The following is a 21,169-nucleotide window of genomic DNA, read 5'->3' on the forward strand; positions in this document are numbered from 1 at the left end:
AGACGGGTATAGTTCACGGAGCCTCGGTCTTGACTACCGGGTTTGCAGTTCTACCTCGAGGTCGGTCCCATCGACCGTCGCGACGAACATCGACTCTCGATTCGCGGGACTGGCACCCGTCGCACTTCCGGGATTGAGCACGCGCGTTCCGTCGACGGTCGTGTCGACCACTTCGTGGGTGTGACCCGCGACGACCACCGGATCGACGTCGGAATCGGTCTTCCCGTCGGCCGTCTCGGTCACCCGGCGGTGCCAGCCCTCGGGCGATCCGGTACCGTGGGTGACGACGAACGTGACGTCCTCGAGCCGTTTCACTGCCGCGGACGGCACCTCGAGCGTCGCGGGATCCATATTGCCTCGCGCACAGGTCAGGTTTCCGTCGGCGAGTTCCTCGATGCGGTCGTAGGCTCGTCTCGAGTCGAAGTCGCCCGCGTGGATCGTGTGGTCCGCTTGCCGAATCTCGTCTGCGATCCAGTCCGGAATCTCGCTCGCGCGGGACGGGACGTGCGTGTCGCTGACAATGGCGACGCGTTTCATGGGCGGCGGTTCGGCGTCCAGTCCCGAAAGCGATTCCCTCCCGGGAATCGTTGCGCCGGTATGAACGATTCCGACGAGATCGACGCGGACCACGTCGTCACCGCCTTCCTCCGGCGGCGAGGCGAGGTCCTTCTACTGTGTCGCAGCGACGCCGTCGGCACCTACCAGGGTGTGTGGGGTGGCGTCTCCGGGTTCGCGGAGGACGATCCGGACGAGCAGGTGCAGGTCGAGATCCGCGAGGAGACCGGCCTCGCAGCGGAGGACGTCTCGCTCGTCCGCTCCGGCCGCCCTGTAGAGTTCACCGACGAGGACGTAGAGCGCGAGTGGGTCGTCCATCCCTACCTGTTCGACTGCGACGCCGAACTCGAGATCGAACTGAGCGACGAACACGACGAGTACGCCTGGTTCCCGCCGACGACGCTCTTCGAGTCGGTCGGCGAAGACCTCGAGACGGTACCGAAGCTCTGGACGGCGTACGAACGCGTCGCGCCCACGGTACGCTCTATCGCCGCGGACGGCGAGCACGGCGCGGCCGCGCTCTCGATCCGCGCGCTCGAGGTGCTGCGGGACCGGGCGGGACTGCTCGTTGCCGAACGAGAGGAGTTCGGCGAGGATCCGGAGGGCGAACGCGACGAACTCGCGGAACTCGCCGGTCGATTGCTCGAGGCCCGACCCTCGATGGCCGTCCTCCGCAACCGGGTGAACCGGGCGATGGCAGAAGCCGACCCCAGCGAGGGTGCGCCCGGCGTTCTCGAGACCACGCTCGAGGGGATCGACCGCGCGCTCGCGGCCGACGAGGAGGCCGCGGCGACCGCGGGCGAGATCGTCGACGGCACCGTCCTGACGCTCTCGCGGTCCGGAACCGTCGCCGAGGCGCTCCGGCAGGGCGATCCCTCCCGCGTCTTCGTCGGCGAATCCAGGCCAGCACGCGAGGGGATCGACGTGGCCGAGGAACTGGCCGACGATCTCGACTGTCCCGTCACCGTCCACACCGACGCGGCGATGGCTCACGTCCTCGAGCGCGAAGACGTCGACCGCGTGCTCGTCGGCGCGGACACCGTTCGGGCGGACGGCGCCGTCGTAAACAAGACCGGCACGCGCACCGCCGCGCTCGCAGCCAGCCACGAAGACGTCCCCGTCACCGTCGTCGCCGCCATCGACAAGGTCTCCACTCGCGAGGAACTCAACCTCGAGTCTGGCGATCGAACGGCAGTCTACGACGGTGACTCCGCCCTCGACGTCCTGAATCCGACGTTCGACGTGACGCCCGCCGACTGTATCGACGAGATTGCGACCGAACGCGGACTGCTCGAAGCCGGGGCGATCGGGGATGTGGTCGAGGAGTTGCGCGAACTCGAGTCGTGGCGGAACGGATCGACGGAAGCGATAGACGGAAACCCCTCGAGGGAGTAGCCAGAGATGGCGGCCGTGACGAAGAGTTACCCCCTCTGAGCCCCTTGTGATGAGGGATTTTCCCGAGCCGCCGTCCTATATTTGGGAGCGTCGGCTACACCGTTCGCCGAACTCGAGTTATACCTGTCGACGAATTGCACAAAGTTTGAACCTCGAGTCGTTCTTACCCCAATCCATGTCACTCGATCTCGAGCGAATCGGCGTCCACGAATCGGTCGGCAACGTATTCCCGCCGGCGGAACTGGAATCGTACCTCTCGGATCTTCCAGCCACCGTCGAGACCGTCGACGACGACGGAGCCAGGGACTGTGACGCCGTCGTCACCTTCGCGTACCGCGAGGCGTTTCTCGACTGTGATTGGATTCACTCGATCCAGGCCGGCGTCGACCGATTCCCGTTCGACGACCTCGAGGCAGAGGATGTCGTCCTCACCAACAGCACCGGAATCCACGACCGGACCGTCGGCGAGACGGTCGCGGGCTACCTGCTCGCCTTTTCCCGTCGGCTCCACGCCCACGTCGCCGCCCAGAAGGAGGGTGAGTGGGAGAAACCCGCCTGGGACGAGGCCTTTACGCTGCCCGGCAAGACGGCCTGCATCCTCGGTACGGGCACGCTCGGGAGCGGCGTCGCCGACGTCGTCGGTTCGCTGGGTGTTCGAACCGTTGGCGTTCGCCGTTCGGCCGATCCCGTCCCCGGCTTCGACGAGATTTACGCGACCGACGACCTGCTCGAGGCGGTCGCCGATGCCGACTTCGTGATCGTCACGCTCCCGCTAACCGACGAGACGCACCAGCTCGTCGATAGTGAGGTGTTCGAGACCATGCGCGAGGACGCCTACTTCGTCAACGTCGGTCGGGGTCCGATCGTCGACGAGCATGCGTTGATCGACGCCCTCGAGTCGGGAGCGATCGAGGGCGCGGCGCTGGACGTCTTCGAGGAAGAGCCGCTGCCCGAGGAGTCGCCGCTGTGGGAGATGGACGAGGTCATCGTCACGCCCCACTGTGCGGCATTCACCCGGGACTACTTCCGGGACGTCGGCGACCTCGTCGAGGAGAACGTGGGGCGACTCGAGGACGAGGAGGAGTTCTACAACCGAGTCGTCTGAACCTGCGCATCAGACGTACGATTCGACCGACTACGACGGTGCAGGACGTGCCGCGACCGAATAGTACAAACCCCTCTCGAGTCAGGGCCGAGGTATGGAGGTCGTCGGACGACTGGTCGCGATGCTCGCGTTGCTACTCGCGGGCACTGCTCTCCGTCGGGGCGGCGTGCTCGGAGCCGAGCGAACTGCACGGCTGAACGCGCTCGCCTACTACGTCGCGTTGCCGGCAGTCGTGTTCGTCTCCACGTACGACCAGTCCGCCGACGAGTTGCTCTCGAGGGCGTTGCTCGTCGGCCTCATCGTCGTCATGCTGGGGACGGCCGGAATCGCCTGGGTCGTCCACCGGAATCGCTCGTCGCGACCCCGACGGAGCGTCGCGGTCGTCCAGTCCTATCACTCCAATCTCGGCTACCTCGGGCTGCCGCTGGTGGCGGCGACGTTCGATTCGGGGATCGCGGCGATCGCGAGCGTGATCTACGGCGTGCTCTCGCTGATCCAGTTGCCACTGACGATCGGAATCTTCAGTCTGCTCGGGAGTACGAGTACCTCGATCCGCGGGGAAGTTCGCCGACTCCTGACCGATCCCGTGCTCGGGGCGCTGGCAGTCGGACTCGTCGTCGGCGCGGTCGGACTCGTCCCGCCGTCGCCCGCTATCGTCGGGCTGGACGCCATCGGGACGCTCGCGTTGCCGCTGGCGCTGATCTGCGTCGGCTCCTCGTTGCGGCTCGGTTCGTCGTCGCTCGACGTCGGCGCTACCGGCTCCGTCATGGCGCTGAAAGTCGGTTGCATGCCCGCGCTGGCCTGGATCGTCTTCTCTACACTCGCGGTCGATCACGCTGTCTTCGCGGCGAGTATCGTCATGCTCGGCACGCCGACCTCGGTGTCGACGTACCTCTTCGCACAGGAGTTCGGCGGCGACGCCGCGTTCGCGTCGGTGAACGTCTTCGTCACGACGCTGGTCTCGATCGTGACGCTGTCGTTGCTCGTGGTGCTCGTCGGCTAGCCGCTGCTCAGAAGAATTTGAACAGGTCGTCTCGCTGCTGTTCGTGGAGATGCTCCCGGACGGCCTCGTTCAGCGGTTCGATCCGTCCCTTCTTCGCGGTGATCGGTGCGATCGTCTCCTGCCACTGTTTCCACGGCGGGTAGAGACCGAGTCGGTCACAGAGCTCGTTCAGGCGTTCGTCTTTGTCGTCGACCTTGTCCATCTTGTTGACCGCGACGACGACCGGGACCTCCAGATCCCGAAGGAAGTGAAACATCTCCACGTCGTAGGGGACCTCGTCGGGACCGGAGTGACGATCGATGATGTCGATCACGCTCTTGCCGTCGACGACCAGAATCGCGACGAGGACGTTATCGGCGTACTCCTCTAAGTAGTGGACGATGTCCGTCTTGATCTGCTCGCGGTGATCCTCGTCGACGCCGCTCATGAACCCGAAGCCGGGCAGATCGGTGATGACGAAGTCCTCCGCTGTCCAGTCGTAGTGGTTGGGCTGGCGGGTGACGCCGGGGTTCCCGCCGGTGTCGAATTTGTGACCGGTCAACTCGCGCATGAGCGTGGACTTGCCCACGTTCGAACGACCGACGAGTGCGACCTCGGCTTCGCGGTCGGGACGCGTATCGAACATACCCGCCCGTACGGGTGTCGCGGGTATATACGCGGTGATCGGCTTCGTCGCCGACCGAGAGCGGTTCGCCCGCTAACGACTCAGACGTACGAGACGAGGACGGCACCGAAACCGAACGAAACCGCCACGAGAGCGGCGACCGTGACGATCCGTTTCGTGGATGGGGTGTCCTCGAGTTCGACGTGTCGGCTGTCGCGTGCCGTCTGGACTCCGAGCCAGGCGAGCGACACGCTGCTGACGAGCAGTCCTGCCCCGGCGACCACGGGTGCTGTACCGCCGGTTCCGATCACTCTAATTCCGGACGGAGCGATGCCGACTGCCAGCACGACGCTCGAGGCACCGAGGAAGACGTTCCGCGGGATCGTTCGCGAGCCGATCGTCACCGACTCTCTCGTCCCGCCGACGATGGACAGGAGTCCGGCACAGGCGAAGCCGACGAGCAAGGCGGCAGTGACTGGATCGACGAGTACGGTGCGTCCGAATCCGACGAGGAGGGCGACGGTGAACACGAGCAGGAGGACACCGAACCACGGCGCCGATCGTCTGATCATCGCCCGTAGGTCTATGCTATTGACAAAAGTACTACCGGTGGCCTCGTTCGATCGGTCCGATCTCCGTCGATACGGTCGAGTCACGACCGGCAAAACTCGAGCGGCGCATTCCGAAAGCGCCGCAAGTTATGAGCCCCCAGGTACTCACCAATCCACGTGCGTCTCGTACAGTTGACGGTTCCGACGGGGAAGCGGGAGACGGTCCTCGATGCGCTCGAGGATCGCGAGATCGACTACGTCGTGACTGACGAGGAGGGGAGACGGGAGTACACGGCCGTCATCTACTTTCCGTTGCCGTCGCCGGCCGTCGAACCCGTCCTCGACGAACTGCAGGACGCGGGGATCGACGAGGACGCCTATACGGTCGTCGTCGATGCGGAGACTGTCGTTTCCCGCCGGTTCGAGGCGCTTCGCGAGGAATACGAGAACGGCGACGTCGACTCCGATCGCATCTCGCGCCAGGAACTTCAGGCCGAGGCGGAGTCGCTGACGCCGACGTTCAGCGTCTACGCGATCATGACGATCATCAGCGCCGTCGTCGCGACCGCGGGACTCCTGCTCGACTCGCCGGCGGTCGTCGTCGGCTCGATGGTGATCGCGCCGCTGATCGGGCCGGCACTCGGGCTGAGCGTCGGCTCCGTGATCGACGACGAGGACCTGTTCCGAAAGAGTCTGCGCTACCAGATCCTCGGGATCGTCCTCGCGATCGCGGCGGCCGCCGTCTTCGCGTGGCTGGTCCGTGTGACCAACATCGTCCCGCCCGGACTCGACATCAGTGCGGTCGGCGAAATCTCCGAGCGACTTGCGCCGGACCTGCTCTCGCTTGCGATCGCGCTCGGAGCCGGCGTCGCGGGGATCATCAGCATTGCGACCGGTACGGCCGTCGCCCTCGTCGGCGTCATGATCGCCGCGGCGCTGATCCCGCCAGCGGCCGCCGCGGGGATCGCTATCGCGTGGGGGCAGCCCTCGGCCGCCATCGGTTCGACGGCGCTCGTATTGGTCAACGTCCTCTCGGTGAACCTCGCGGGCCTGCTCACGCTGTGGTACGTCGGCTACCGGCCCGAGAACCTCTTCTCGCTCGGCGAGACCGAACAGCGCGTCCGTCGTCGAGTCGTCGGACTCGCCGCGATCGTCTTCATCTTCGCGCTCTTCCTCGGCGGCATCACGTACGCCTCCTACGTCACCGCGACGTTCGAAGAGAACGCCCGCGAGGAGGTCGAACTCGTCCTCTCGGAGGAGGAGTTCGAACAGTACCAGCTACTCGAGTTCGAGGTCGTGATGGACGACGACTACCCCTTCGTGAGTCCGGAGCGGGTGATCGTCACGATCGGTGGCCCGCCCGGGGAATCGCCGCCGGAACTCGCGGAGACGTTACGCGACCGGATCAACCAGCACACCGACGACCCGGTCGAGGTCGAGGTCAGGTACGTCAACGTGATGTAACTGATCGTATCGACGCGCTGTCGCTCTTATCGGCGTCGAACCCGCTCGAGCAGACTCGAGTCGTTGGAGCTAGTGGTTCGAGTTTCGGGGTCGGGTTCGGACTCGTCGGCAGAACTCGCGGAGACGTTACGGGAACGGACCGCCCAGCAGTTGGACGAAGACGTGTCGATCGAGGTGCGATACGTCGTCTTCGAGGGACGACCTCCTCGAGTCGGGATTGAAAACGGATCAGCGGACACGAACGACGCGTTCGGCGTCTAGGTCGACGACGGCGATGTCGGTCGTTGCACTGTCGCCGACCTCGTGGTTCGGATCGTCGATTTCGACGGCGACGAGACGACCGTCGTCCGTCGATTTCCGATCGAACGTGACCGCGCCGCTCACGTCCTGAATCGAGAGTTCGTCGACCGTATCCGTCTCGTTGACCTCGAAGTCGAGTGATTCGTTTTGCTCCAGATCGCTCTCCCGGACGGTGACGTTGTAGGTCGCCGCGTTCGCCTCGCCAGCGTCGCTTCCGAATTCGTCGATCGGTTCGACGGTGAGATCGTACTCTCCGAGTTCCTCGAGTCGCTCCCGGACGGTGTCGTTCTCGCGGGCGATCTCTTTCGCCCGCTCGCGATCCCTGTCGGTCAACGGCTCGCGTTCCTCGGTCATCACGGCGAACCCGTCCGGGGACTCCGTGATTTCGATGATTTCGGCCGTCTCCGGGTTCTCGAGGACTGTAACCTCCTGGTCGACGCTCGAGAGGGTGAGCCGGTCGTCCGAGAGTTCGAACTCGGCGGTCGGCTCGTCGCCGGTGACCGGTTCGCCGATACCGAGTGCGGTTCCGATGCCGGCGAGGCCGATGCCGAGCGCTGCGAGGCCGACGAGCAGCACGATCTGGCCGCTCCCGTTCGCGGTCATCGTCTACTCGTTGCGTGAAAGCCCTCATGAGCGCTGGGGTGAAACGTAACGAAACGCGTTCGAAACGCGTTTCAGCGGCGTTTCATCGCCAGTTTTGGCGGTGGATCGATACTTCTTAGAGGAACAGTTCGAAGCGTTGACCTATGGACCTGCGAGCCCTCCACGGAACGCAACTGCTCGTCGCAGCCGTCTTCGTCGCCTCGACGGTCGTCCTGACGGTACAGTTGATCAACCCCTCGCCCGTCGTCGTCACCGCCGGCAGCGACGGCACCGAGGTCGCCGAACTTTCGGGCTACTTCGGCTATCGCGACATGGCCGTCGCCACCGTCGCAGCGTGTCTGCTCGGCGCGACGGGAACGTATCTCGTGACCGCGGACGGCACCGACTCGAGCGAGTCATCGACTTCGACTGTCGAGTCGGGCCTGTCTCGGCGGAACGTGGCGGAACCGACCGCCCCGGACGATGACGAGCGCTCCGACGAGTTGCTCGAGACGCGCCGCGAGGAGTGGGAGCGAACCGCCGAGGAACTGGTGAAAAACGAACGCGAGGTCTACGATACTGTCCTCGAGGCCGACGGTGTGCTCGGCCAGAGCGAGATCGTCGAGCGGACCGATCTCTCGAAGGCGACCGTCAGCAGGACACTCGATGGACTCGAGAGCAAGAATCTCGTCGAGCGGAAACGACGGGGGATGGGAAACGTCGTCCTGTTGCTGTAGCGTTCCCAACCGCTTTCCAACGGGTAGCTAAGGGGGCTTTCACACGAGGATGAAACGGAGCGATAGACGACGGGGCTCCGTACGCCGTGCCTACCTCGTCTGGTCGCTCTACACGAACTCATGCGATCGAAAGCATTCACGCTCGCAGTCGTCGCACTCGCGCTCGTTGGCTTCGCGGCCAGCGGTGCGATCGCAGCGGCGGATGCGGGTTCCGACCGCTCTGACGTATCGCCAGACGAAGACGACGCGCTCGAGATCGTCACCTACGATGTCGAGTTGGTCCCGCTCGACTCGAACGAGTCAGATCTCGAAGCTGTCGAGTTGTCGAACGAGAGCGCCGAATCCTACGGTGCTTCCATTACCGAAACCGACGGAAGCAACGATATCGCGTTCGAAGTCGAGATGAACGAGTCGGAGGAGGAGACCGAGTAGGCGACGTCCAGCCGTTTCGACTCGATTCGGTGCTGCCCCGTTGACGAGACGCTCTCCGTTTTTTCTTATCGTCGCCGAACCCGGCCCAGGAGACTCGAGTGATCCGCATCTGTGTCGGAATCGGAGTCGAGATTACGATTACTATCGTCGTTTTCACTCTCGTCGTTGCGTCCGAGCCGTCGGCGAATCCACGCCCGTGGGCCGCCGATCCGGTTGATGAAGTACGTCGGGAGGTACAGCGCGATGGCACCCAGGACGAGAAAGCCGATGCCGCCGGGGTACTGGCCCGACCGGAGGTACGAGAAGCCGATGACGAACATCGGCCCGGCCATCGAGAGGCCGGCCGCTGTCTGTAACATCCAGAGGATTCCCGGGCCTTTCATGTCACTCCTCGAACGGCAGTTCGGGTTCGTGGTCGACCGCTTCGATTGTGGCTTCAAGAACCGTCTCGACGTTCTCGTCGGTCTCGATGCTCATGGTGTAGTCGGCGTCCATCTCCTCGACGTCGCTGTTCCAGACCTCTTCGCGGTCGATTTTGTTCGCGACCGTGAGGACGGGTACCTCCTCGAACTGGGCGGCGATCGAATCCCGGAGCTCGAGCTGTGACTCGATCGGGTAGCCACACTCTCCGCTGGGGTCGACCATCACGAGCATACAGTCCGCGAGGTGTTCGATGGCGCTGACGGCCTGCGATTCGATCTCGTTTCGCTCCGCCGGCGGGCGGTCGAGCAACCCTGGCGTGTCGACGAGCTGGTAGCGGATGTGTTCGTGCTCGAAGTGACCGACACCGATTCCTCTCGTCGTGAACGGGTAGGAGGCCGTTTCGCCGCGGGCGCGGGTGACGCCGTTGACGAACGAGGATTTGCCGACGTTGGGGTAGCCGGCGACGACGATCGTCGGCTCCTCGGGATCGATCTCGGGCAGGTCCCGGAGGTCGTTGCGCGCCTCGTTGATGTACAACAGGTGATCGTCGACCTGTTCGACGATGTCCGCGAGGCGTGCAAAGGCCTGCTTGCGGTGCTTCCGGGCCGTATCGACGTCGGTCTTCCGGAGCCGCGGCTGGTACTCCTCGTGGATCTCGCGGGCCTTTCGGCTGGCCCACATCACCTCGGAGAGGCTCTGGCGCAGTTCGTCGACGTCCACGATCGCGTCCGCGAGTTCGTAGTAGAACGGGTGGACGTCGTCCTCGTACGCGAAGTCCGGCCACGCCGTGACGACGTTTTCCAGGTTGTCCGAGATGATGTTCGACGCCGTCTGGAGCATCGACTGCTGGGCCTCGAGGCCGCCCTGGGCTTTGCCGGCCCGCGCTGCCCGCGAAAACGCCTTGTCGATCAGCTCTTCCGACGTGGGCGTCGTCGGAAGGTCTTCGAAAATCATAGCGTGAGCTAGAACGCGCGGTCTTATAAGGTCGTTCGTTACGCGGCGAGGGCTTATCTCCGCGGACCGTCTATTTCGTGTATGACCAACTGGCGAGCCGTCCTCGTCGGCTTTCTCGTCGCGGCCGTTCTCGGCGTCGTCGGACTCGCGGTGCCGGGTATCGGCCAACTGGCCGCCGGCCTGATCGGTGGCTTCGTGGCCGGCTATCTCGCCGGCGGCGGCCTCGCACGCGGATTCTGGCACGGCCTCCTCGCTGGCGCGCTCGGTGGCATCCTCGGCGGACTGGTGATCGCGCTCTTCGTCGCCATCGCGGGCTGGGCGGCCGGTCCCGCAGGTGGTGCGCTCGGCGGTCTCGCGGGCCTGAGCATCCTCACTGTGGCAGTGCTCGTCGCGTTCGTGATGGCCCTCGAGAGCGCGATTGCGGGTGCCATCGGCGGGCTTCTCAATCCCGATCGGCCGGCCCGGTCGACGAGCCGAGACTACTACTGACACAGTGGCTCCGTGCCGTCCAGCCGGTGCCGGACACTGCAAGCGATTTCGTAACGACTCGAGCGAGTGTTTCGACGCACGACGTGATACGGCAGTATTCGACGGCGATCGACCGGATCGATCGGTTGCCGTCACTGGCAGGGTCTCGTTGCACCACGAGAAACGCCCCGAAAACGGCTCCACCCGTCACACAGTAGCCCAACTCGAGCACGGATGAATCGTCGCCAGATCCTGCTGCTGGGGCTCGTCGTTCTCGGGGCCAGTTATCTGATCGCCGGCGGCGTCCTCGATCTGACGGACGAACCGGCCGAACCCGAGACGCTCGAACGCGACCAGCTCGTTCAGCCCGAGGAAAACGGGAGCTACGTCTGGCCCTACACCAGCCGCGACCGATCGGCCGAGGAGCGAACGCTCGCGATCAATCTCCTCGTTCACGGCGACGACGAGCGGGTCCAGCAGACGCTCGTCGATCAGGAAGAACTCGAGTGGGAAGAACTGGATCCCGAGGAAGAAGACGAGCCGGAAGTCTACGAGGACACCGAGGACGGGATTCAGTGGGACGACGCCCACGGCTCGACGCGGTACACCTACGTCGACGCCGGCCCACACGACGAGGAAGTCGCCTGGATCGAGGAGAGCTATCAGCTCCATACGGGGACCTATCTCGGCAGTCGATACCACATCCGTGCGTACACGACGGAGTACGACAACTGGACGGCGATTCAGGTCCACGAGGAGTACTTCGATTTCTTTCGCCTGCGACACTCGGTGACCGACATTCAGGACTCCCAGACCGCGCTCGAGGCGGAGTTCCTGGAGGAACCCTACGTCGACGAGGTGCGACGCGAGTATCACGGCACACACGGCGGGTGGAACGACGGCTGGCTCTCGGTCGTCGAACTGGCGGCGATCGTCCCAGTCCTCGCCGGGAGCGTCCTCGGGCTGCTCGGGTTGATCGGCGGCGAAACGACGCGCGGGGTCGTTCGGGGGACCCGGAACCTGCTCGGCTGGACGTACCGGAACATTCGCGGCTTCATCCTCGTCGGGACGCTCGCGGGACTGGTCGTCGGCGTTCGAAGCGCCGGTCTCGCCGTCGAAGCGGCGGTGCCGTGGATCACGCCACAGGCCTTCGTCGTCGTCCTCTATCCGGCGCTGGTGGTCGGCCTGCCGGTGACGGCGATCGTTCTCACCCAGCCGCTCGAGCGGGCGACCCGCTTTCTCCGGCTGCAACGCGTCGCGAGCTGGCTGGGCGGCCCGCTGGAACCCCAGGCCGCGTTCGCGTTCAGTATCGTCGGGCTCGGACTCGGATTCATCGTGGACTTCGTCGCGATCGGGATCACGACGCTCCCGCTCCAGTTGCTCGTCCACCGGCTCGGACTGATGGTCGCGCTCGGCCTGCTCGCGGCGGGAGCCGCCCGCAGCGACGCCGAAGGAGCCGTCGTCTTCGGAATCGGCCTGCTGGGATGGATCGTCGGCCTCGCGATGCCGCTTTTCGGGTATCTGTAGGGAATCCCGTCGGTTCGACCAAGAACAATCAAGCGCTCTACAAAAACTAATTCCCGGAAAAAGTGACTACGTCGGCTCCCCTCCGAGCGAACGAGATGACCGATCTCCCACCGTGTACTCGAGTCGAGAGCGGAGTCGACCTGTCCGTCGAAGCGTACGTAGAACGCATCGGCCTCGAACCGGAAACGATCGAAACGCCGAACCTGGAGACGCTCGAGCGGCTCCAACGGGCCCACGTCACGTCGGTGCCGTTCGAGAATCTGGACATCGTCGGCGGACTCGACGGTCGGTGGGAGACGCGACCGGTAACGCTCTCGATACCGCGTCTCTACGAGAAGATCGTCTCGTCGAACCGCGGCGGCTACTGTTTCGAACTCAACGGACTGTTCCACTGGTTGCTAGACGAACTCGGGTTCGAGGTCGACCGCGTCGCTGCACGAGTCGTCACCGAGAGTAACGCTTCGCCACCCGCGAACCACCACGCGAACGTGGTCCATCTGGATCGGCGGTACGTCGTCGACGTGGGAATGGGAACGCCGGTGATGCGCCGGCCGACGCCGCTCGACGGCTCCACCCGTACCGACGAGGCAGGCGTCGAATGGCGCGTCACCGAGTGTGACTGGCCGAGCGAGACCCATCAGACGGCGTACTGTCCGTCACAGGCAGACGAGTGGACGACCCGGTACGTGTTCGACGACGAACCGCGGGATCTGCGATACTTCGAGGCGACCAACGACTACCTCCAGCAGGCCCGAGAGTCCCCGTTCACGGGCGATCCGATCGTCTCGATCGCCACCGACGACGGTCACCGGAAACTGACCGGCGAGACGTTACTCGAGACGATCCGGGGTGACGAACGCGAACAGCCGATCGCCGACGACGAGTGGCAGGCGACGTTGGCACGAGCGTTTGGCCTTCGACTCGACCGGGATTCGCCGTAACCCTGCTCTCGGGCGAGGCTACCGGCGAGTTCGATCGAGCACCGTCAACTCCTCGTCGACGGCCAGTTCGAGCGTCTCGTCGCCACACGACACCTCGAGTTCGGCCAGCCGATCGTCGATCTCGTCGGGACGCGTTCGGCGGTCCCCGGTAGTGGTGTAGCCATGGTGACGGAAAACGGGAATGTGGAACCGCTCAACTCGAGGCCATCTCCCGACAGCTCTCGGCACACTCCGGCAGGATCTCCGCACAGGCCTGGCAGTGCTCGTGGTCGTGCTGGGTACACTCGTCGGCACACTCCTCGCAGAGGTCGGCACAGAGTTCGCCCAGTTCCTGGTGGTAGCTCGAGTTGCGAGCCATGAACCGTGCGTGCAGTGCCGCGACGTCGGCCACGTCCCGACAGAGTCGGATACAGCGGGCCATCTCCTCGCCCTCACCCGCACAGGCGTCTGCACACCACTCACAGACCTGGGCCGCCTCGAGGCAGTTGTCGATACACTCCTGCATGTGGTCGTCCGCGTGATCGATCCGTTGGAGCGCCATGCGGTCAACCCACGTCTATCAGCGGTATCAACCCGGACCGGGCGACTGCAAGTCCGTCTCCGCGGTCGAAACGGCACACGCGATCGATACACGGATCAGGAATCGAACTCGGGAACTGCTAGCGATACCACGAACGGATAGGACGACGACTCGGTGTCGTCACTAGGCCCCTCGAGGTCGCCGCCCCATTCGACCGACAGCGCGTCCTCGAATCGGTAGTGGCCGCCCTCGAACCCCCACTCGTCGCGAATCTCGTAGATCTCGCTCATCGAGTCGCCTGGCTCGAGGCGGGTGGTGATACCGATGTCGTTGACGCCGATCGACGGCTCGCCGTCGCGCTCGCCGACGTGGACGTGACCGTCCTCCTCGTAGGTGTCGGTCCAGAGGATCGCGCGGCCGTCGTCGGTGCTCGCATCGCCGTCTTCGGTCACTGGATACGCGCCGACGACACCGAACGGTTCGGGTGCACCACTGAACAGTGAGATCGGTTCGTCGTCGGCCGAAACCTCGAGCGTGAACGCCCGATCGTCCGAATCGACGTCGGTGATCTCGAGCGAGACCGGCACCGCGTCGTGGTCGACGCTCTCGAGGGCCGGTTCGTAGACGCCGTCGCCGATCCGGACGTAGGCGTCGTCCTCGAGAGCCACGTCGATCCCCTCGGGTCGTTCGTCGGTTCGGAGCGATCGTCGTTCCGCGGCGGCATGGAGCGCATCGGCGGCTGGGTCGGGATACGTCGCCACGTCGACGACGGGTCGGCCGTACCGTTGTTCGTCGGTCACCTCCGTGACCGAGACGGTGTAGGGTGGCCCCGGGTCCTCGTGGTCGAGTTCGAGTTCGACGTACCCTTCCGGTTCGGGTTCGTCGTCGCCGTCGCTCGGATAGACGACGTAATCGTACGTCTCGAGGAACTCCTCGAGGTGGTCGTCGAGGATCGTCGCCCGGTAGTCGTGGTCGCTCGCGCCGCCCTCGTTGGTCGAACCCCGGAACGGTTCGAGGACGGCGTTGACCGCCCGAATAGTCTCCCGGTTGTCGACGCCCATGACGCGAAGGGTGTCGTCCATCGCGGAGATCGTCCGATCGGAATCGACCTCGTCCTCGGAGACGTCGCGGCTCGAGACGACGTACTCGGGCATCGAGTACGAAATTTCGTAGACCGTACCACCGCGCTCGACGTACTGGAGTCCGAACAGTCCCTCGAGGACGTCGTCGTCGGCCTCCTCGGTCTCGTAGGGGCCGTCGTCGATGGCTTCCTCGAGGGTCTCAGCGACTGGCTCCTCGAGATCCGCGAAGTCCGTGATCTGGCCCGAACTCGCTTCGTCGGCGAGCTGTTCGCTCATCGAGAGGACGTACGAGGGAAACGAGAGCGTCGCGTCGAACGTCGACGGGATCTCGTCCGTCTCGGACGGAGTAGGGTCGGTGCCGGGACTCGGATTGGAGGGATCGGCAATGCAGCCGGCGACTGCCGCGAAACCGGCTGTCGCGAGGACCGTTCGTCGGTGCATACGCTTCTGTTCGAAACCCTCGGTAATGTGTTTTGTGCGAACACGAAGTGATCGTGAAAATCGACTCGTCGACTCCCGACACTGGTTCCAGCAGTCCGTCTCAGCGACGCGCCTCGAGTTCCGCCTCGAGATCGTCCAGCTCCATGTCTTTCATCGAGAGCAGGACGAGCAGGTGATAGACGATATCGGCAGATTCGTAGGCGATTTCGTCGCGGTCGTCGTCTTTGGCCGCGAGCACCAGTTCCGTCGTCTCCTCGCCGAGTTTCTCCAGGACTGCGTTCTCGCCTTTCTCGTGGGTGAACAGCGAGGCAGTGTAGGAGTCCTCGGGCAGCGTTTCCTTGCGGTCCTCGATCACGGCGAACAGTTCTTCGAGTGTGTCCTCCATCTACATTTCACCGGCGACGTTGCGGATGTCTTGCAACTCGTCGAACTTTTCGCTGTCGTCTCGGCCGTCCTCGAAGACGTCCTCCGTGACTTCGATCGAGGCGTTGGTTCTGGCAGCGAGCGCGAGCGAGTCACTGGGCCGTGCGTCGACGATCGTCTCGCCGCGGGGCGTCTCGAGGTGCAGATCGGCGATGTAGGTGCCGCCCTGTCCGTCTTCGCGCTGTTCGATCTCACTGACGACGACGCGGTCGATCCGACTGCCGAGTTCCTCCATCACGTCGAGCAGGAGGTCGTGGGTCAGCGGCCGTCCGATGTCCTCGGCCTCGAGGCCGCGGGCGATACTCGTCGCTTCGTCGAACCCGATGAAGATGGGGACGACGTCGTCTTCGTCTTCGACTGCGAGGACGACCACCGGAACCGGTCCCTGGGGGGTCCCCGCGACGCGTACCGCGTCGATCGATGCGTGCATGTCCCTATCGATGGGAGCAAGGGAGAAAAACGTGTTCGGTCGCGAATGCATGCACGAGGTCGATCCAACCTTCCGCTCCGTCGTTACTGGGGGTTCTCGAGCGCAGGCACCGACGCCGCCTCGTTTGCGAAGAAGGCCAGGTCGTGGATGCGGCTGTCGGGCGTCAGTTCCGGGTGAAAAGAGGTGCCGACGACAGGCCCGTCGCGGACGGCGACCGGCCGGCCGTCCCAGGACGCCAGCACGTCGGCGTCGCCGACGGCGTCAATAGCTGGCGCGCGAATGAAGACCGCCGGATAGGGCTCCTCGAGACCGTCGACCTCGAGCGGTGCCTCGAAGCTGTCCTTCTGGCGGCCGAAGGCGTTGCGTTCGACTGTGACGTCGAGCAGGTCGAGTTCGTCGACGCGGTCATCGCCGGCGTCGCTCGACGCGACGATCAGACCGGCACAGGTGGCGAGCAGCGGTTTACCGGCCGTGACGTGCTCCTGTATCTCGGTGGCGATTCCTTCGCCGTGGATCAGCCGCGAGATGGTCGTCGACTCGCCGCCGGGCATCGCCAGCAGATCGCAGTCGGGGACGATGCCGGACTCGCGGATCTCGTGGACGGTAACCTCGCGGCCGTGGGCGCTCGCAGCGCGTTCGATCGCGTCGGCGTGTTCTTCGACGTCGCCCTGGACGGCGACGACGCCTGCCTCGAGAGTCATGACTGGCGATAGGGACGAACCGTTCAAAAAGGACGCGCATAGGATCGCTCACCGACGACTCGCGAGACTGGCCAGTAGTGGCTCGAAGCAGCCGCTATAGTAACAACTGCAACTATTTACACACTGATCGCACAGCTGTCGTGCGATCAGGTGTGCATTGACTTGCAGTGGCTACTATAGAAGACGGTGTCCGAAGAAAGACGGTGCGGCGTCTACGAGACGAACGTCAGCAGCTGAACGAGCACGCCCAGCATGACGCCGCTCGCGATGACCGTCTTCGGGTTGATGAGAATCGCGTTCGAGTCCTCCGCGTCGAAGTACCGGACGAGCCCGGCACTGGACATCAATCCGCCAGTGTTCTGTCCTCTGTCCATACGCGTCCATACGGAGCGGCGAAACTAAACCTTTCGACCCAGCCGTATCGCCTCTCGAGTTCTCACTCGTCGGTCACGTCGGCGATCCGGGTCGTTCCGGTCGCTCGCGAGATGTGGACGTTGAACGCCCGGTCGTCAGTCTCCGCGCGAACGATCCAGTACCCGCCCATCTCGTGTGGGTCGTCTGCAAGGTGCAACTGGTCGGCGTCGACCCCGTCGGCTGCCTCGAGCGCGTCCCGGGCGGCGTCGATCGCAGTGGTGGCGTCGTCGACCGATTCCTCGTCGGCGTCTGCCCGCGTGACCAGAACCGAACAGTCCGCGTTTCGCATCACGTGTTCGGCGACGCTGCCCAGCAGGAGTCGATCCACCCCGCGACGGCCGTGCGTCCCCATCACGATGACGTCGATGCCCTCGTCCTCGGCGTACGCGCGGATCGCGTCGCGTGGATCACCGTCGACGACAGCCGTCGTGACCTCGAGGTCGTCGGGTGCGCGTTCGGCGACGCCGTCGACGAGTGCCTGGCCGTGGTCGCGAACCGACTCGACGACCTGGCTCCCCGAGAGGTCCCAGGGCGTTCGATCGTCGACGTCGGCCGCGAACAGTACGTGCAACGTCGCGTCGAACCGGTCGGCGATTTCGACCGCCTGTTCGACTGCGCGTGCTGCGGGTTCGCTGCCGTCGGTGGGTACCAGAACGTTGCGGTACATACTCGTACGTTCGGGAGACGCCCCATAAGTCACCACGGCAAATATTCAGTCACTTGGAACGTCCCGCAACCGGCCACTACTGGACGATCTCTCACCTGACTTGGTGGTCACGATCACAATTGCGTCCAACTGGGAAACCCTTATGCGCGGCCGGTAGCAACCTAGTAATGACCACATGACTGTTACGCTCAAGGACTTCTACGCGGACTGGTGTGGCCCGTGCAAGACGCAGGATCCGATTCTACAGGAACTCGAGGAGGATCTGGACGACCGACTTTCCGTCGAGAAAATCAACGTTGACGAGCGCCAGGACGTTGCGAACGAGTACCAGGTCAGATCGCTGCCGACGCTCATCGTAGAGGACGAAGACGAGAACATCGTCGAGCGGTTCGTCGGAGTTACCCAGCGCGAGGATATCGAAGACGCGGTCGAACGCGCCGAAGCGTAGGTCGTTAGCGATTGACCGACCGGGTTAGTGAGAAGACGAACAGCGCAATGAGAAACGCACCCAGGAACCCCTGAATCGAGCTTGCGAGACTGATCGAGAGCGTGATAGCGTCGTCCTCGATCGGAGAGCCGACGATGAACGTCACGAACGACTGGATGCTGAATAGCAGGTTGGTCCCGAATTCCTCGAGTGTCAGGGCTTCCGTCCCGAGAAACGTGTAGTACCCACTGAATAGCCCGATGACGGCGAGCGAGGTAAGGATCACCCGTCCGGGGTGTTCGCCGTAGCCCGCAGTGGCAGCGAAGAGGAGACTGGCAACGTATCGGTAGCCCGCCTGAAGACGCTCAAGTCCTGTCCGTTGGCTGATGTTGGCTCGGTAGTTCGCGCGACCGTGCCGTCGTTCCCGCAGGAAACACGCCGCTGCAGAGCCGTTGTCGCCTACGTCGTTCGCCCCGTTTTTCGCCTTCAGGTACGTCGACTCCCGGGTTTCCGGTGACGGCTCTCGGCGCTCGCCAAACTGCTGGGCGACGACACTTGCCAGTCGGTCTGCCGGGGTCGGCGGTTTCGTCTCGTCGCCCTGTCCGCTTTCTCCAGCATCCTCGTTCCGATCGTCGCCTCGATCGGCAACGACTGGCTCGTTTCCATCACCGCCGTCGATAGCCACGTCAGCGCCGGTGTCGTCGTCCGCTTGGCCGGTTATGAACGCCGCGAGCAGCACCCGGAGATCGTCCGTAAACGTCAGTCGACCCAGTTTGGGTGCCGTCTCCACGGCTCTCGACTGGGCCGCCTCGAACAACTCTTCGGTTGTCGCCGCTTCCTCGTGCAGGTCGTCGACCGCCGCGGCGAACGCGCGGCCACTTTCGAGATGTGGCGTTCCCGCTAGCGTTCGCTCGGCGTCGTCTGGAAGCACGTCGAGAGCCCATCCGATATCGTCGAACGCCTGTCGGTAGTCACCAAAGGGGAAGCCGTCGAAGGTCGTCCGTTCGAACAGGACGAACGCGGCCGGATTGACGCCGTCGTTCTCGTGGTCGAGCGGCGTGCTACGAAGTGAGATCGACCCGAGCGTTGCGTCGGTGAAATCGTAGACGAGAGGGTTGCCTTCTGGCTGGCTCACGACCCCGTCGGCCAGGTTGCTGCTCGAGAGGTCGACGACCGGGTGACCAACCGTCGGTTCGCACCGAAACGCTCCGTCGACGGCGAGGCCGGTGAAGGCACAGTAGCCGCCGATTGTCGGTCCGGCGTCTGCTTCCTCATCGCAAGCGAACTGGAAGTCGCCGCCGACACGGGTGTCGATGAAGGAGATGTCGTCGGCGACGGCGACGCCGGAAACCGTCGCCCCGTATCTGTGGATACCGTCACAGCGCACGTCGCCGGCCACCGTCGCCTGACGAAACGTCAGTCGCCCGCCGACGGTCGCGTCGCGACACTCGACCCGTCCGTCGATCGTAACGCTCTCGAAACTTGCAGTTGCGCCGGTCTCGGTTCCGTTCCACGTCACGTCGCCGCGGATGTCGCTTCCGTTGCAGTCGAGGCGACCGCCGATGGCGTTCCGGTCACACTCCAGGTCGCCCTCGAGCGTCGCGTGCCGAACCGAGAGGTCGTCGTCGATCTCGGTGTTCCGGACAGTGAGCGTACCTGCCGTTACCCGGTTGATCGCAACTTTGCTCTCGCACTCGGACTCTTTCAGTTCGATCGCGCCACGGACTTCGCTGTCCGACAGGGAGAGGCCACCGTCGATCGTCGCACGCTTGCAGACGACGTCACCGGTGATCGTCGCGTCGTTCATCCGAAAGCGGTTCGAGATCTCGATGTCGCGAACGACGACGTCGGCGTCTGCCCGGACGTGATCGAACGTGAGCGTCTCGACCGTGGCCCCGTCGAGCAACACGCGTTCCCCGAACTGCGTCCAGTTCCACTCGAGCAGGGTCGCCGTGGCGCCGCGCAGGTCGATCGGGTACGTGTCGGTTGCCTCGAGCCGTTCGTAGGAGAGTCGCAGCGTGCCGATTCGAGCACCGATGAACTGTTTCGCCGCGCGCTGGAGCGTCTTTCGACTCGCCGAAATCGCGAACGCCTCCGGATCGGGATCGTCGGTGATCGCCGTCGCGAAGGCGGACGCAAACTCGTCGTGCGAACAGTTTCGGTCCGCAGGTCGCTGGTGGAAGAGACAGCAATCGTCGCCGTCGACTGCTGCCCGCGGACAGCGCCACCGGCCGTCCTCGAGTTCCTCGTCGGAGAGCGGAAACCGACGGTCGTGGTGTGCGTGCCACTCCTCGCGATCGAAGACGAACGAACAGCGGCGCGTCACAGGAACTTCACGCCGACGTCTTCCATCTCGTCGTTGTACTTCGCGATGTTGATGACGAGCGGCGTGACGCTTTCGACCTCGGCCGAGTTCGCGAGTGGGCCGGCGTCGAGCGCGCGCAGTCCCTCGATTTCGTTCGCGAGATCCAGAACGCGTTTTTTCGCGTCCGCGTCGTCGGCGACCACGAGCGTATCGAGGTCGAATTCGATCTCGAGATCGGCGAGTTTGCCCGCCGCGAGGTTGTGGAATGCACCGACCACGGGCACCTCGTCGGGCGCTCGCTGGGCGACCAGTTCGGTGACGCTGCCGACGCCGGGCGGGTGGTAGTGAAGCCCGTCTTCGTCGCCTTGCATCCCGACTGCGGGCGTGACGAGGATCGTGTCGGCGTCGAGTTCGTCGGCGACTGCTTCGACGGTGTCACCGGCGTAGTACGGCGGGACCGCGAGAACGGCGACGTCGGCACGGTCGGCTGCCATCTCGTTGGCGAACCCCTTGACGTTCGCGTCGACGCCCTGGCGCTCGAGGTCCTCCTCGTAGCTCTCGACTGCGTCCCTGGCCTTCTCGGGATCGCGCGAGCCGATCAGAATCTCGTGGTCCGTATCACGGCCGAAGCGCAACGCGAGTCCTTCGCCGATGTCACCAGTGCCACCGAGTAGTGCGATTCGCATACCCGATGCTGTGGACGGCAGTCGAATAAAAG

26 protein-coding genes are annotated in these 21,169 nt (G+C 64.4%); 10 read left to right on the forward strand and 16 right to left on the reverse strand.

Annotation, left to right across the window (positions count from 1 at the left end; translation table 11 throughout):
• Positions 1–33: 33 nt before the first annotated feature.
• Positions 34–537 (reverse strand): metallophosphoesterase family protein, encoded by a 504-nt coding sequence (locus BLR35_RS18020; protein WP_090385316.1) that lies wholly within the window; start codon positions 535–537, stop codon positions 34–36.
• 60 nt (positions 538–597) lie between these two features.
• On the opposite strand from BLR35_RS18020, the gene BLR35_RS18025 reads away from it, so the two are divergent.
• The 3 genes from BLR35_RS18025 to BLR35_RS18035 all read left to right on the forward strand — a co-directional run bounded on the left by BLR35_RS18025 (position 598) and on the right by BLR35_RS18035 (position 4,058).
• A complete protein-coding gene (locus BLR35_RS18025; RefSeq protein WP_090385150.1) occupies positions 598–1,950 on the forward strand; it encodes an eIF2B alpha/beta/delta subunit family protein in 1,353 nt (450 codons plus the stop codon).
• A gap of 175 nt (positions 1,951–2,125) precedes the next feature.
• Complete coding sequence (gene ddh / locus BLR35_RS18030) at positions 2,126–3,055, forward strand: D-2-hydroxyacid dehydrogenase (protein WP_090385151.1); 930 nt, start codon at positions 2,126–2,128, stop codon at positions 3,053–3,055.
• A 94-nt stretch (positions 3,056–3,149) separates the two neighbouring features.
• Positions 3,150–4,058 carry an AEC family transporter gene (locus BLR35_RS18035; RefSeq protein WP_090385154.1) on the forward strand — a complete coding sequence of 303 codons (909 nt, stop codon included), beginning with the start codon at positions 3,150–3,152 and terminating at the stop codon, positions 4,056–4,058.
• A 7-nt stretch (positions 4,059–4,065) separates the two neighbouring features.
• Here the strand turns inward: BLR35_RS18035 and engB are convergent, their stop codons facing one another.
• Complete coding sequence (gene engB / locus BLR35_RS18040; protein ID WP_090385156.1) at positions 4,066–4,683, reverse strand: GTP-binding protein EngB; 618 nt, start codon at positions 4,681–4,683, stop codon at positions 4,066–4,068.
• 80 nt (positions 4,684–4,763) lie between these two features.
• Positions 4,764–5,234 carry a DUF7994 family protein gene (locus BLR35_RS18045; RefSeq protein WP_244510281.1) on the reverse strand — a complete coding sequence of 157 codons (471 nt, stop codon included), beginning with the start codon at positions 5,232–5,234 and terminating at the stop codon, positions 4,764–4,766.
• Positions 5,235–5,390: 156 nt separating this feature from the next.
• On the opposite strand from BLR35_RS18045, the gene BLR35_RS18050 reads away from it, so the two are divergent.
• Positions 5,391–6,677, forward strand: a complete 1,287-nt coding sequence (locus BLR35_RS18050; protein ID WP_090385158.1) for a TIGR00341 family protein — start codon at positions 5,391–5,393, stop codon at positions 6,675–6,677.
• A 228-nt stretch (positions 6,678–6,905) separates the two neighbouring features.
• Here the strand turns inward: BLR35_RS18050 and BLR35_RS18060 are convergent, their stop codons facing one another.
• Complete coding sequence (locus BLR35_RS18060; RefSeq protein WP_090385163.1) at positions 6,906–7,580, reverse strand: hypothetical protein; 675 nt, start codon at positions 7,578–7,580, stop codon at positions 6,906–6,908.
• A 143-nt stretch (positions 7,581–7,723) separates the two neighbouring features.
• Between BLR35_RS18060 and BLR35_RS18065 the strand changes: the two genes are divergently transcribed.
• Together BLR35_RS18065 and BLR35_RS18070 are read left to right on the forward strand one after the other, a co-directional pair.
• Positions 7,724–8,296 carry a helix-turn-helix transcriptional regulator gene (locus tag BLR35_RS18065; protein WP_090385166.1) on the forward strand — a complete coding sequence of 191 codons (573 nt, stop codon included), beginning with the start codon at positions 7,724–7,726 and terminating at the stop codon, positions 8,294–8,296.
• Positions 8,297–8,416: 120 nt separating this feature from the next.
• The gene (locus BLR35_RS18070; RefSeq protein WP_090385169.1) at positions 8,417–8,728 is read left to right on the forward strand and encodes a hypothetical protein; all 312 of its coding nucleotides are present in this window, start codon (positions 8,417–8,419) and stop codon (positions 8,726–8,728) included.
• 65 nt (positions 8,729–8,793) lie between these two features.
• On the opposite strand, the gene BLR35_RS18075 is transcribed toward BLR35_RS18070, so the two are convergent.
• Together BLR35_RS18075 and BLR35_RS18080 are read right to left on the reverse strand one after the other, a co-directional pair.
• The gene (locus tag BLR35_RS18075; protein ID WP_090385171.1) at positions 8,794–9,111 is read right to left on the reverse strand and encodes a hypothetical protein; all 318 of its coding nucleotides are present in this window, start codon (positions 9,109–9,111) and stop codon (positions 8,794–8,796) included.
• A 1-nt stretch (position 9,112) separates the two neighbouring features.
• Entirely contained in the window at positions 9,113–10,105 is a 993-nt protein-coding gene (locus BLR35_RS18080) for an NOG1 family protein (RefSeq protein ID WP_090385173.1), read from the reverse strand.
• Positions 10,106–10,186: 81 nt separating this feature from the next.
• Here BLR35_RS18080 and BLR35_RS18085 point away from each other — a divergent pair, with 81 nt between their 5' ends.
• The 3 genes from BLR35_RS18085 (at position 10,187) to BLR35_RS18095 (ending at position 13,041) form a co-directional block, all read left to right on the forward strand.
• A complete protein-coding gene (locus BLR35_RS18085; RefSeq protein ID WP_090385176.1) occupies positions 10,187–10,594 on the forward strand; it encodes a DUF5518 domain-containing protein in 408 nt (135 codons plus the stop codon).
• A 213-nt stretch (positions 10,595–10,807) separates the two neighbouring features.
• Complete coding sequence (locus BLR35_RS18090; protein WP_090385178.1) at positions 10,808–12,100, forward strand: hypothetical protein; 1,293 nt, start codon at positions 10,808–10,810, stop codon at positions 12,098–12,100.
• A 95-nt stretch (positions 12,101–12,195) separates the two neighbouring features.
• The gene (locus tag BLR35_RS18095; RefSeq protein ID WP_090385179.1) at positions 12,196–13,041 is read left to right on the forward strand and encodes an arylamine N-acetyltransferase family protein; all 846 of its coding nucleotides are present in this window, start codon (positions 12,196–12,198) and stop codon (positions 13,039–13,041) included.
• Positions 13,042–13,059: 18 nt separating this feature from the next.
• On the opposite strand, the gene BLR35_RS18100 is transcribed toward BLR35_RS18095, so the two are convergent.
• The 8 genes from BLR35_RS18100 to BLR35_RS18135 form a co-directional block, all read right to left on the reverse strand.
• Positions 13,060–13,269, reverse strand: coding sequence for a hypothetical protein (locus tag BLR35_RS18100; protein WP_090385182.1), 210 nt, complete (start codon positions 13,267–13,269; stop codon positions 13,060–13,062).
• Positions 13,235–13,582, reverse strand: a complete 348-nt coding sequence (locus BLR35_RS18105; RefSeq protein ID WP_090385184.1) for a four-helix bundle copper-binding protein — start codon at positions 13,580–13,582, stop codon at positions 13,235–13,237. Before BLR35_RS18105 ends, BLR35_RS18100 begins: the two co-directional genes overlap by 35 nt.
• Positions 13,583–13,677: 95 nt before the next feature.
• Positions 13,678–15,084, reverse strand: a complete 1,407-nt coding sequence (locus BLR35_RS18110; protein ID WP_090385187.1) for a DUF8130 domain-containing protein — start codon at positions 15,082–15,084, stop codon at positions 13,678–13,680.
• A 100-nt stretch (positions 15,085–15,184) separates the two neighbouring features.
• A complete protein-coding gene (gene hisE, locus BLR35_RS18115) occupies positions 15,185–15,469 on the reverse strand; it encodes a phosphoribosyl-ATP diphosphatase (RefSeq protein ID WP_090385189.1) in 285 nt (94 codons plus the stop codon).
• Positions 15,470–15,937, reverse strand: a complete 468-nt coding sequence (locus tag BLR35_RS18120) for a bifunctional nuclease family protein (protein ID WP_090385192.1) — start codon at positions 15,935–15,937, stop codon at positions 15,470–15,472.
• Positions 15,938–16,020: 83 nt separating this feature from the next.
• Entirely contained in the window at positions 16,021–16,638 is a 618-nt protein-coding gene (pdxT, locus tag BLR35_RS18125; RefSeq protein ID WP_090385194.1) for a pyridoxal 5'-phosphate synthase glutaminase subunit PdxT, read from the reverse strand.
• Between the two features lie 212 nt (positions 16,639–16,850).
• Positions 16,851–17,012, reverse strand: coding sequence for a preprotein translocase subunit Sec61beta (locus BLR35_RS18130; RefSeq protein ID WP_090385197.1), 162 nt, complete (start codon positions 17,010–17,012; stop codon positions 16,851–16,853).
• Positions 17,013–17,074: 62 nt separating this feature from the next.
• Positions 17,075–17,719 (reverse strand): universal stress protein, encoded by a 645-nt coding sequence (locus tag BLR35_RS18135; protein ID WP_090385199.1) that lies wholly within the window; start codon positions 17,717–17,719, stop codon positions 17,075–17,077.
• A gap of 175 nt (positions 17,720–17,894) precedes the next feature.
• Here BLR35_RS18135 and BLR35_RS18140 point away from each other — a divergent pair, with 175 nt between their 5' ends.
• The gene (locus BLR35_RS18140) at positions 17,895–18,167 is read left to right on the forward strand and encodes a thioredoxin family protein (protein ID WP_090385202.1); all 273 of its coding nucleotides are present in this window, start codon (positions 17,895–17,897) and stop codon (positions 18,165–18,167) included.
• Positions 18,168–18,171: 4 nt separating this feature from the next.
• Here the strand turns inward: BLR35_RS18140 and BLR35_RS18145 are convergent, their stop codons facing one another.
• Positions 18,172–20,472, reverse strand: coding sequence for a hypothetical protein (locus BLR35_RS18145; protein WP_090385205.1), 2,301 nt, complete (start codon positions 20,470–20,472; stop codon positions 18,172–18,174).
• Entirely contained in the window at positions 20,469–21,137 is a 669-nt protein-coding gene (gene npdG / locus BLR35_RS18150) for an NADPH-dependent F420 reductase (RefSeq protein ID WP_090385208.1), read from the reverse strand. Before npdG ends, BLR35_RS18145 begins: the two co-directional genes overlap by 4 nt.
• Positions 21,138–21,169: the final 32 nt, after the last annotated feature.

This window comes from Natronobacterium texcoconense (assembly GCF_900104065.1).
Lineage (GTDB): Archaea > Halobacteriota > Halobacteria > Halobacteriales > Natrialbaceae > Natronobacterium > Natronobacterium texcoconense.

Excerpts from the sequence above, each read along its gene's own strand:
- BLR35_RS18020 (WP_090385316.1), bottom strand. The coding sequence starts at position 537 with ATGAAACGCGTCGCCATTGTCAGCGACACGCACGTCCCGTCCCGCGCG.
- BLR35_RS18025 (WP_090385150.1), top strand. The coding sequence starts at position 598 with ATGAACGATTCCGACGAGATCGACGCGGACCACGTCGTCACCGCCTTC.
- ddh (WP_090385151.1), top strand. The coding sequence starts at position 2,126 with ATGTCACTCGATCTCGAGCGAATCGGCGTCCACGAATCGGTCGGCAAC.
- BLR35_RS18035 (WP_090385154.1), top strand. The coding sequence starts at position 3,150 with ATGGAGGTCGTCGGACGACTGGTCGCGATGCTCGCGTTGCTACTCGCG.
- engB (WP_090385156.1), bottom strand. The coding sequence starts at position 4,683 with ATGTTCGATACGCGTCCCGACCGCGAAGCCGAGGTCGCACTCGTCGGT.
- BLR35_RS18045 (WP_244510281.1), bottom strand. The coding sequence starts at position 5,234 with ATGATCAGACGATCGGCGCCGTGGTTCGGTGTCCTCCTGCTCGTGTTC.
- BLR35_RS18060 (WP_090385163.1), bottom strand. The coding sequence starts at position 7,580 with ATGACCGCGAACGGGAGCGGCCAGATCGTGCTGCTCGTCGGCCTCGCA.
- BLR35_RS18065 (WP_090385166.1), top strand. The coding sequence starts at position 7,724 with ATGGACCTGCGAGCCCTCCACGGAACGCAACTGCTCGTCGCAGCCGTC.
- BLR35_RS18070 (WP_090385169.1), top strand. The coding sequence starts at position 8,417 with ATGCGATCGAAAGCATTCACGCTCGCAGTCGTCGCACTCGCGCTCGTT.
- BLR35_RS18075 (WP_090385171.1), bottom strand. The coding sequence starts at position 9,111 with ATGAAAGGCCCGGGAATCCTCTGGATGTTACAGACAGCGGCCGGCCTC.
- BLR35_RS18080 (WP_090385173.1), bottom strand. The coding sequence starts at position 10,105 with ATGATTTTCGAAGACCTTCCGACGACGCCCACGTCGGAAGAGCTGATC.
- BLR35_RS18085 (WP_090385176.1), top strand. The coding sequence starts at position 10,187 with ATGACCAACTGGCGAGCCGTCCTCGTCGGCTTTCTCGTCGCGGCCGTT.
- BLR35_RS18090 (WP_090385178.1), top strand. The coding sequence starts at position 10,808 with ATGAATCGTCGCCAGATCCTGCTGCTGGGGCTCGTCGTTCTCGGGGCC.
- BLR35_RS18095 (WP_090385179.1), top strand. The coding sequence starts at position 12,196 with ATGACCGATCTCCCACCGTGTACTCGAGTCGAGAGCGGAGTCGACCTG.
- BLR35_RS18105 (WP_090385184.1), bottom strand. The coding sequence starts at position 13,582 with ATGGCGCTCCAACGGATCGATCACGCGGACGACCACATGCAGGAGTGT.
- BLR35_RS18110 (WP_090385187.1), bottom strand. The coding sequence starts at position 15,084 with ATGCACCGACGAACGGTCCTCGCGACAGCCGGTTTCGCGGCAGTCGCC.
- hisE (WP_090385189.1), bottom strand. The coding sequence starts at position 15,469 with ATGGAGGACACACTCGAAGAACTGTTCGCCGTGATCGAGGACCGCAAG.
- BLR35_RS18120 (WP_090385192.1), bottom strand. The coding sequence starts at position 15,937 with ATGCACGCATCGATCGACGCGGTACGCGTCGCGGGGACCCCCCAGGGA.
- pdxT (WP_090385194.1), bottom strand. The coding sequence starts at position 16,638 with ATGACTCTCGAGGCAGGCGTCGTCGCCGTCCAGGGCGACGTCGAAGAA.
- BLR35_RS18130 (WP_090385197.1), bottom strand. The coding sequence starts at position 17,012 with ATGGACAGAGGACAGAACACTGGCGGATTGATGTCCAGTGCCGGGCTC.
- BLR35_RS18135 (WP_090385199.1), bottom strand. The coding sequence starts at position 17,719 with ATGTACCGCAACGTTCTGGTACCCACCGACGGCAGCGAACCCGCAGCA.
- BLR35_RS18140 (WP_090385202.1), top strand. The coding sequence starts at position 17,895 with ATGACTGTTACGCTCAAGGACTTCTACGCGGACTGGTGTGGCCCGTGC.
- npdG (WP_090385208.1), bottom strand. The coding sequence starts at position 21,137 with ATGCGAATCGCACTACTCGGTGGCACTGGTGACATCGGCGAAGGACTC.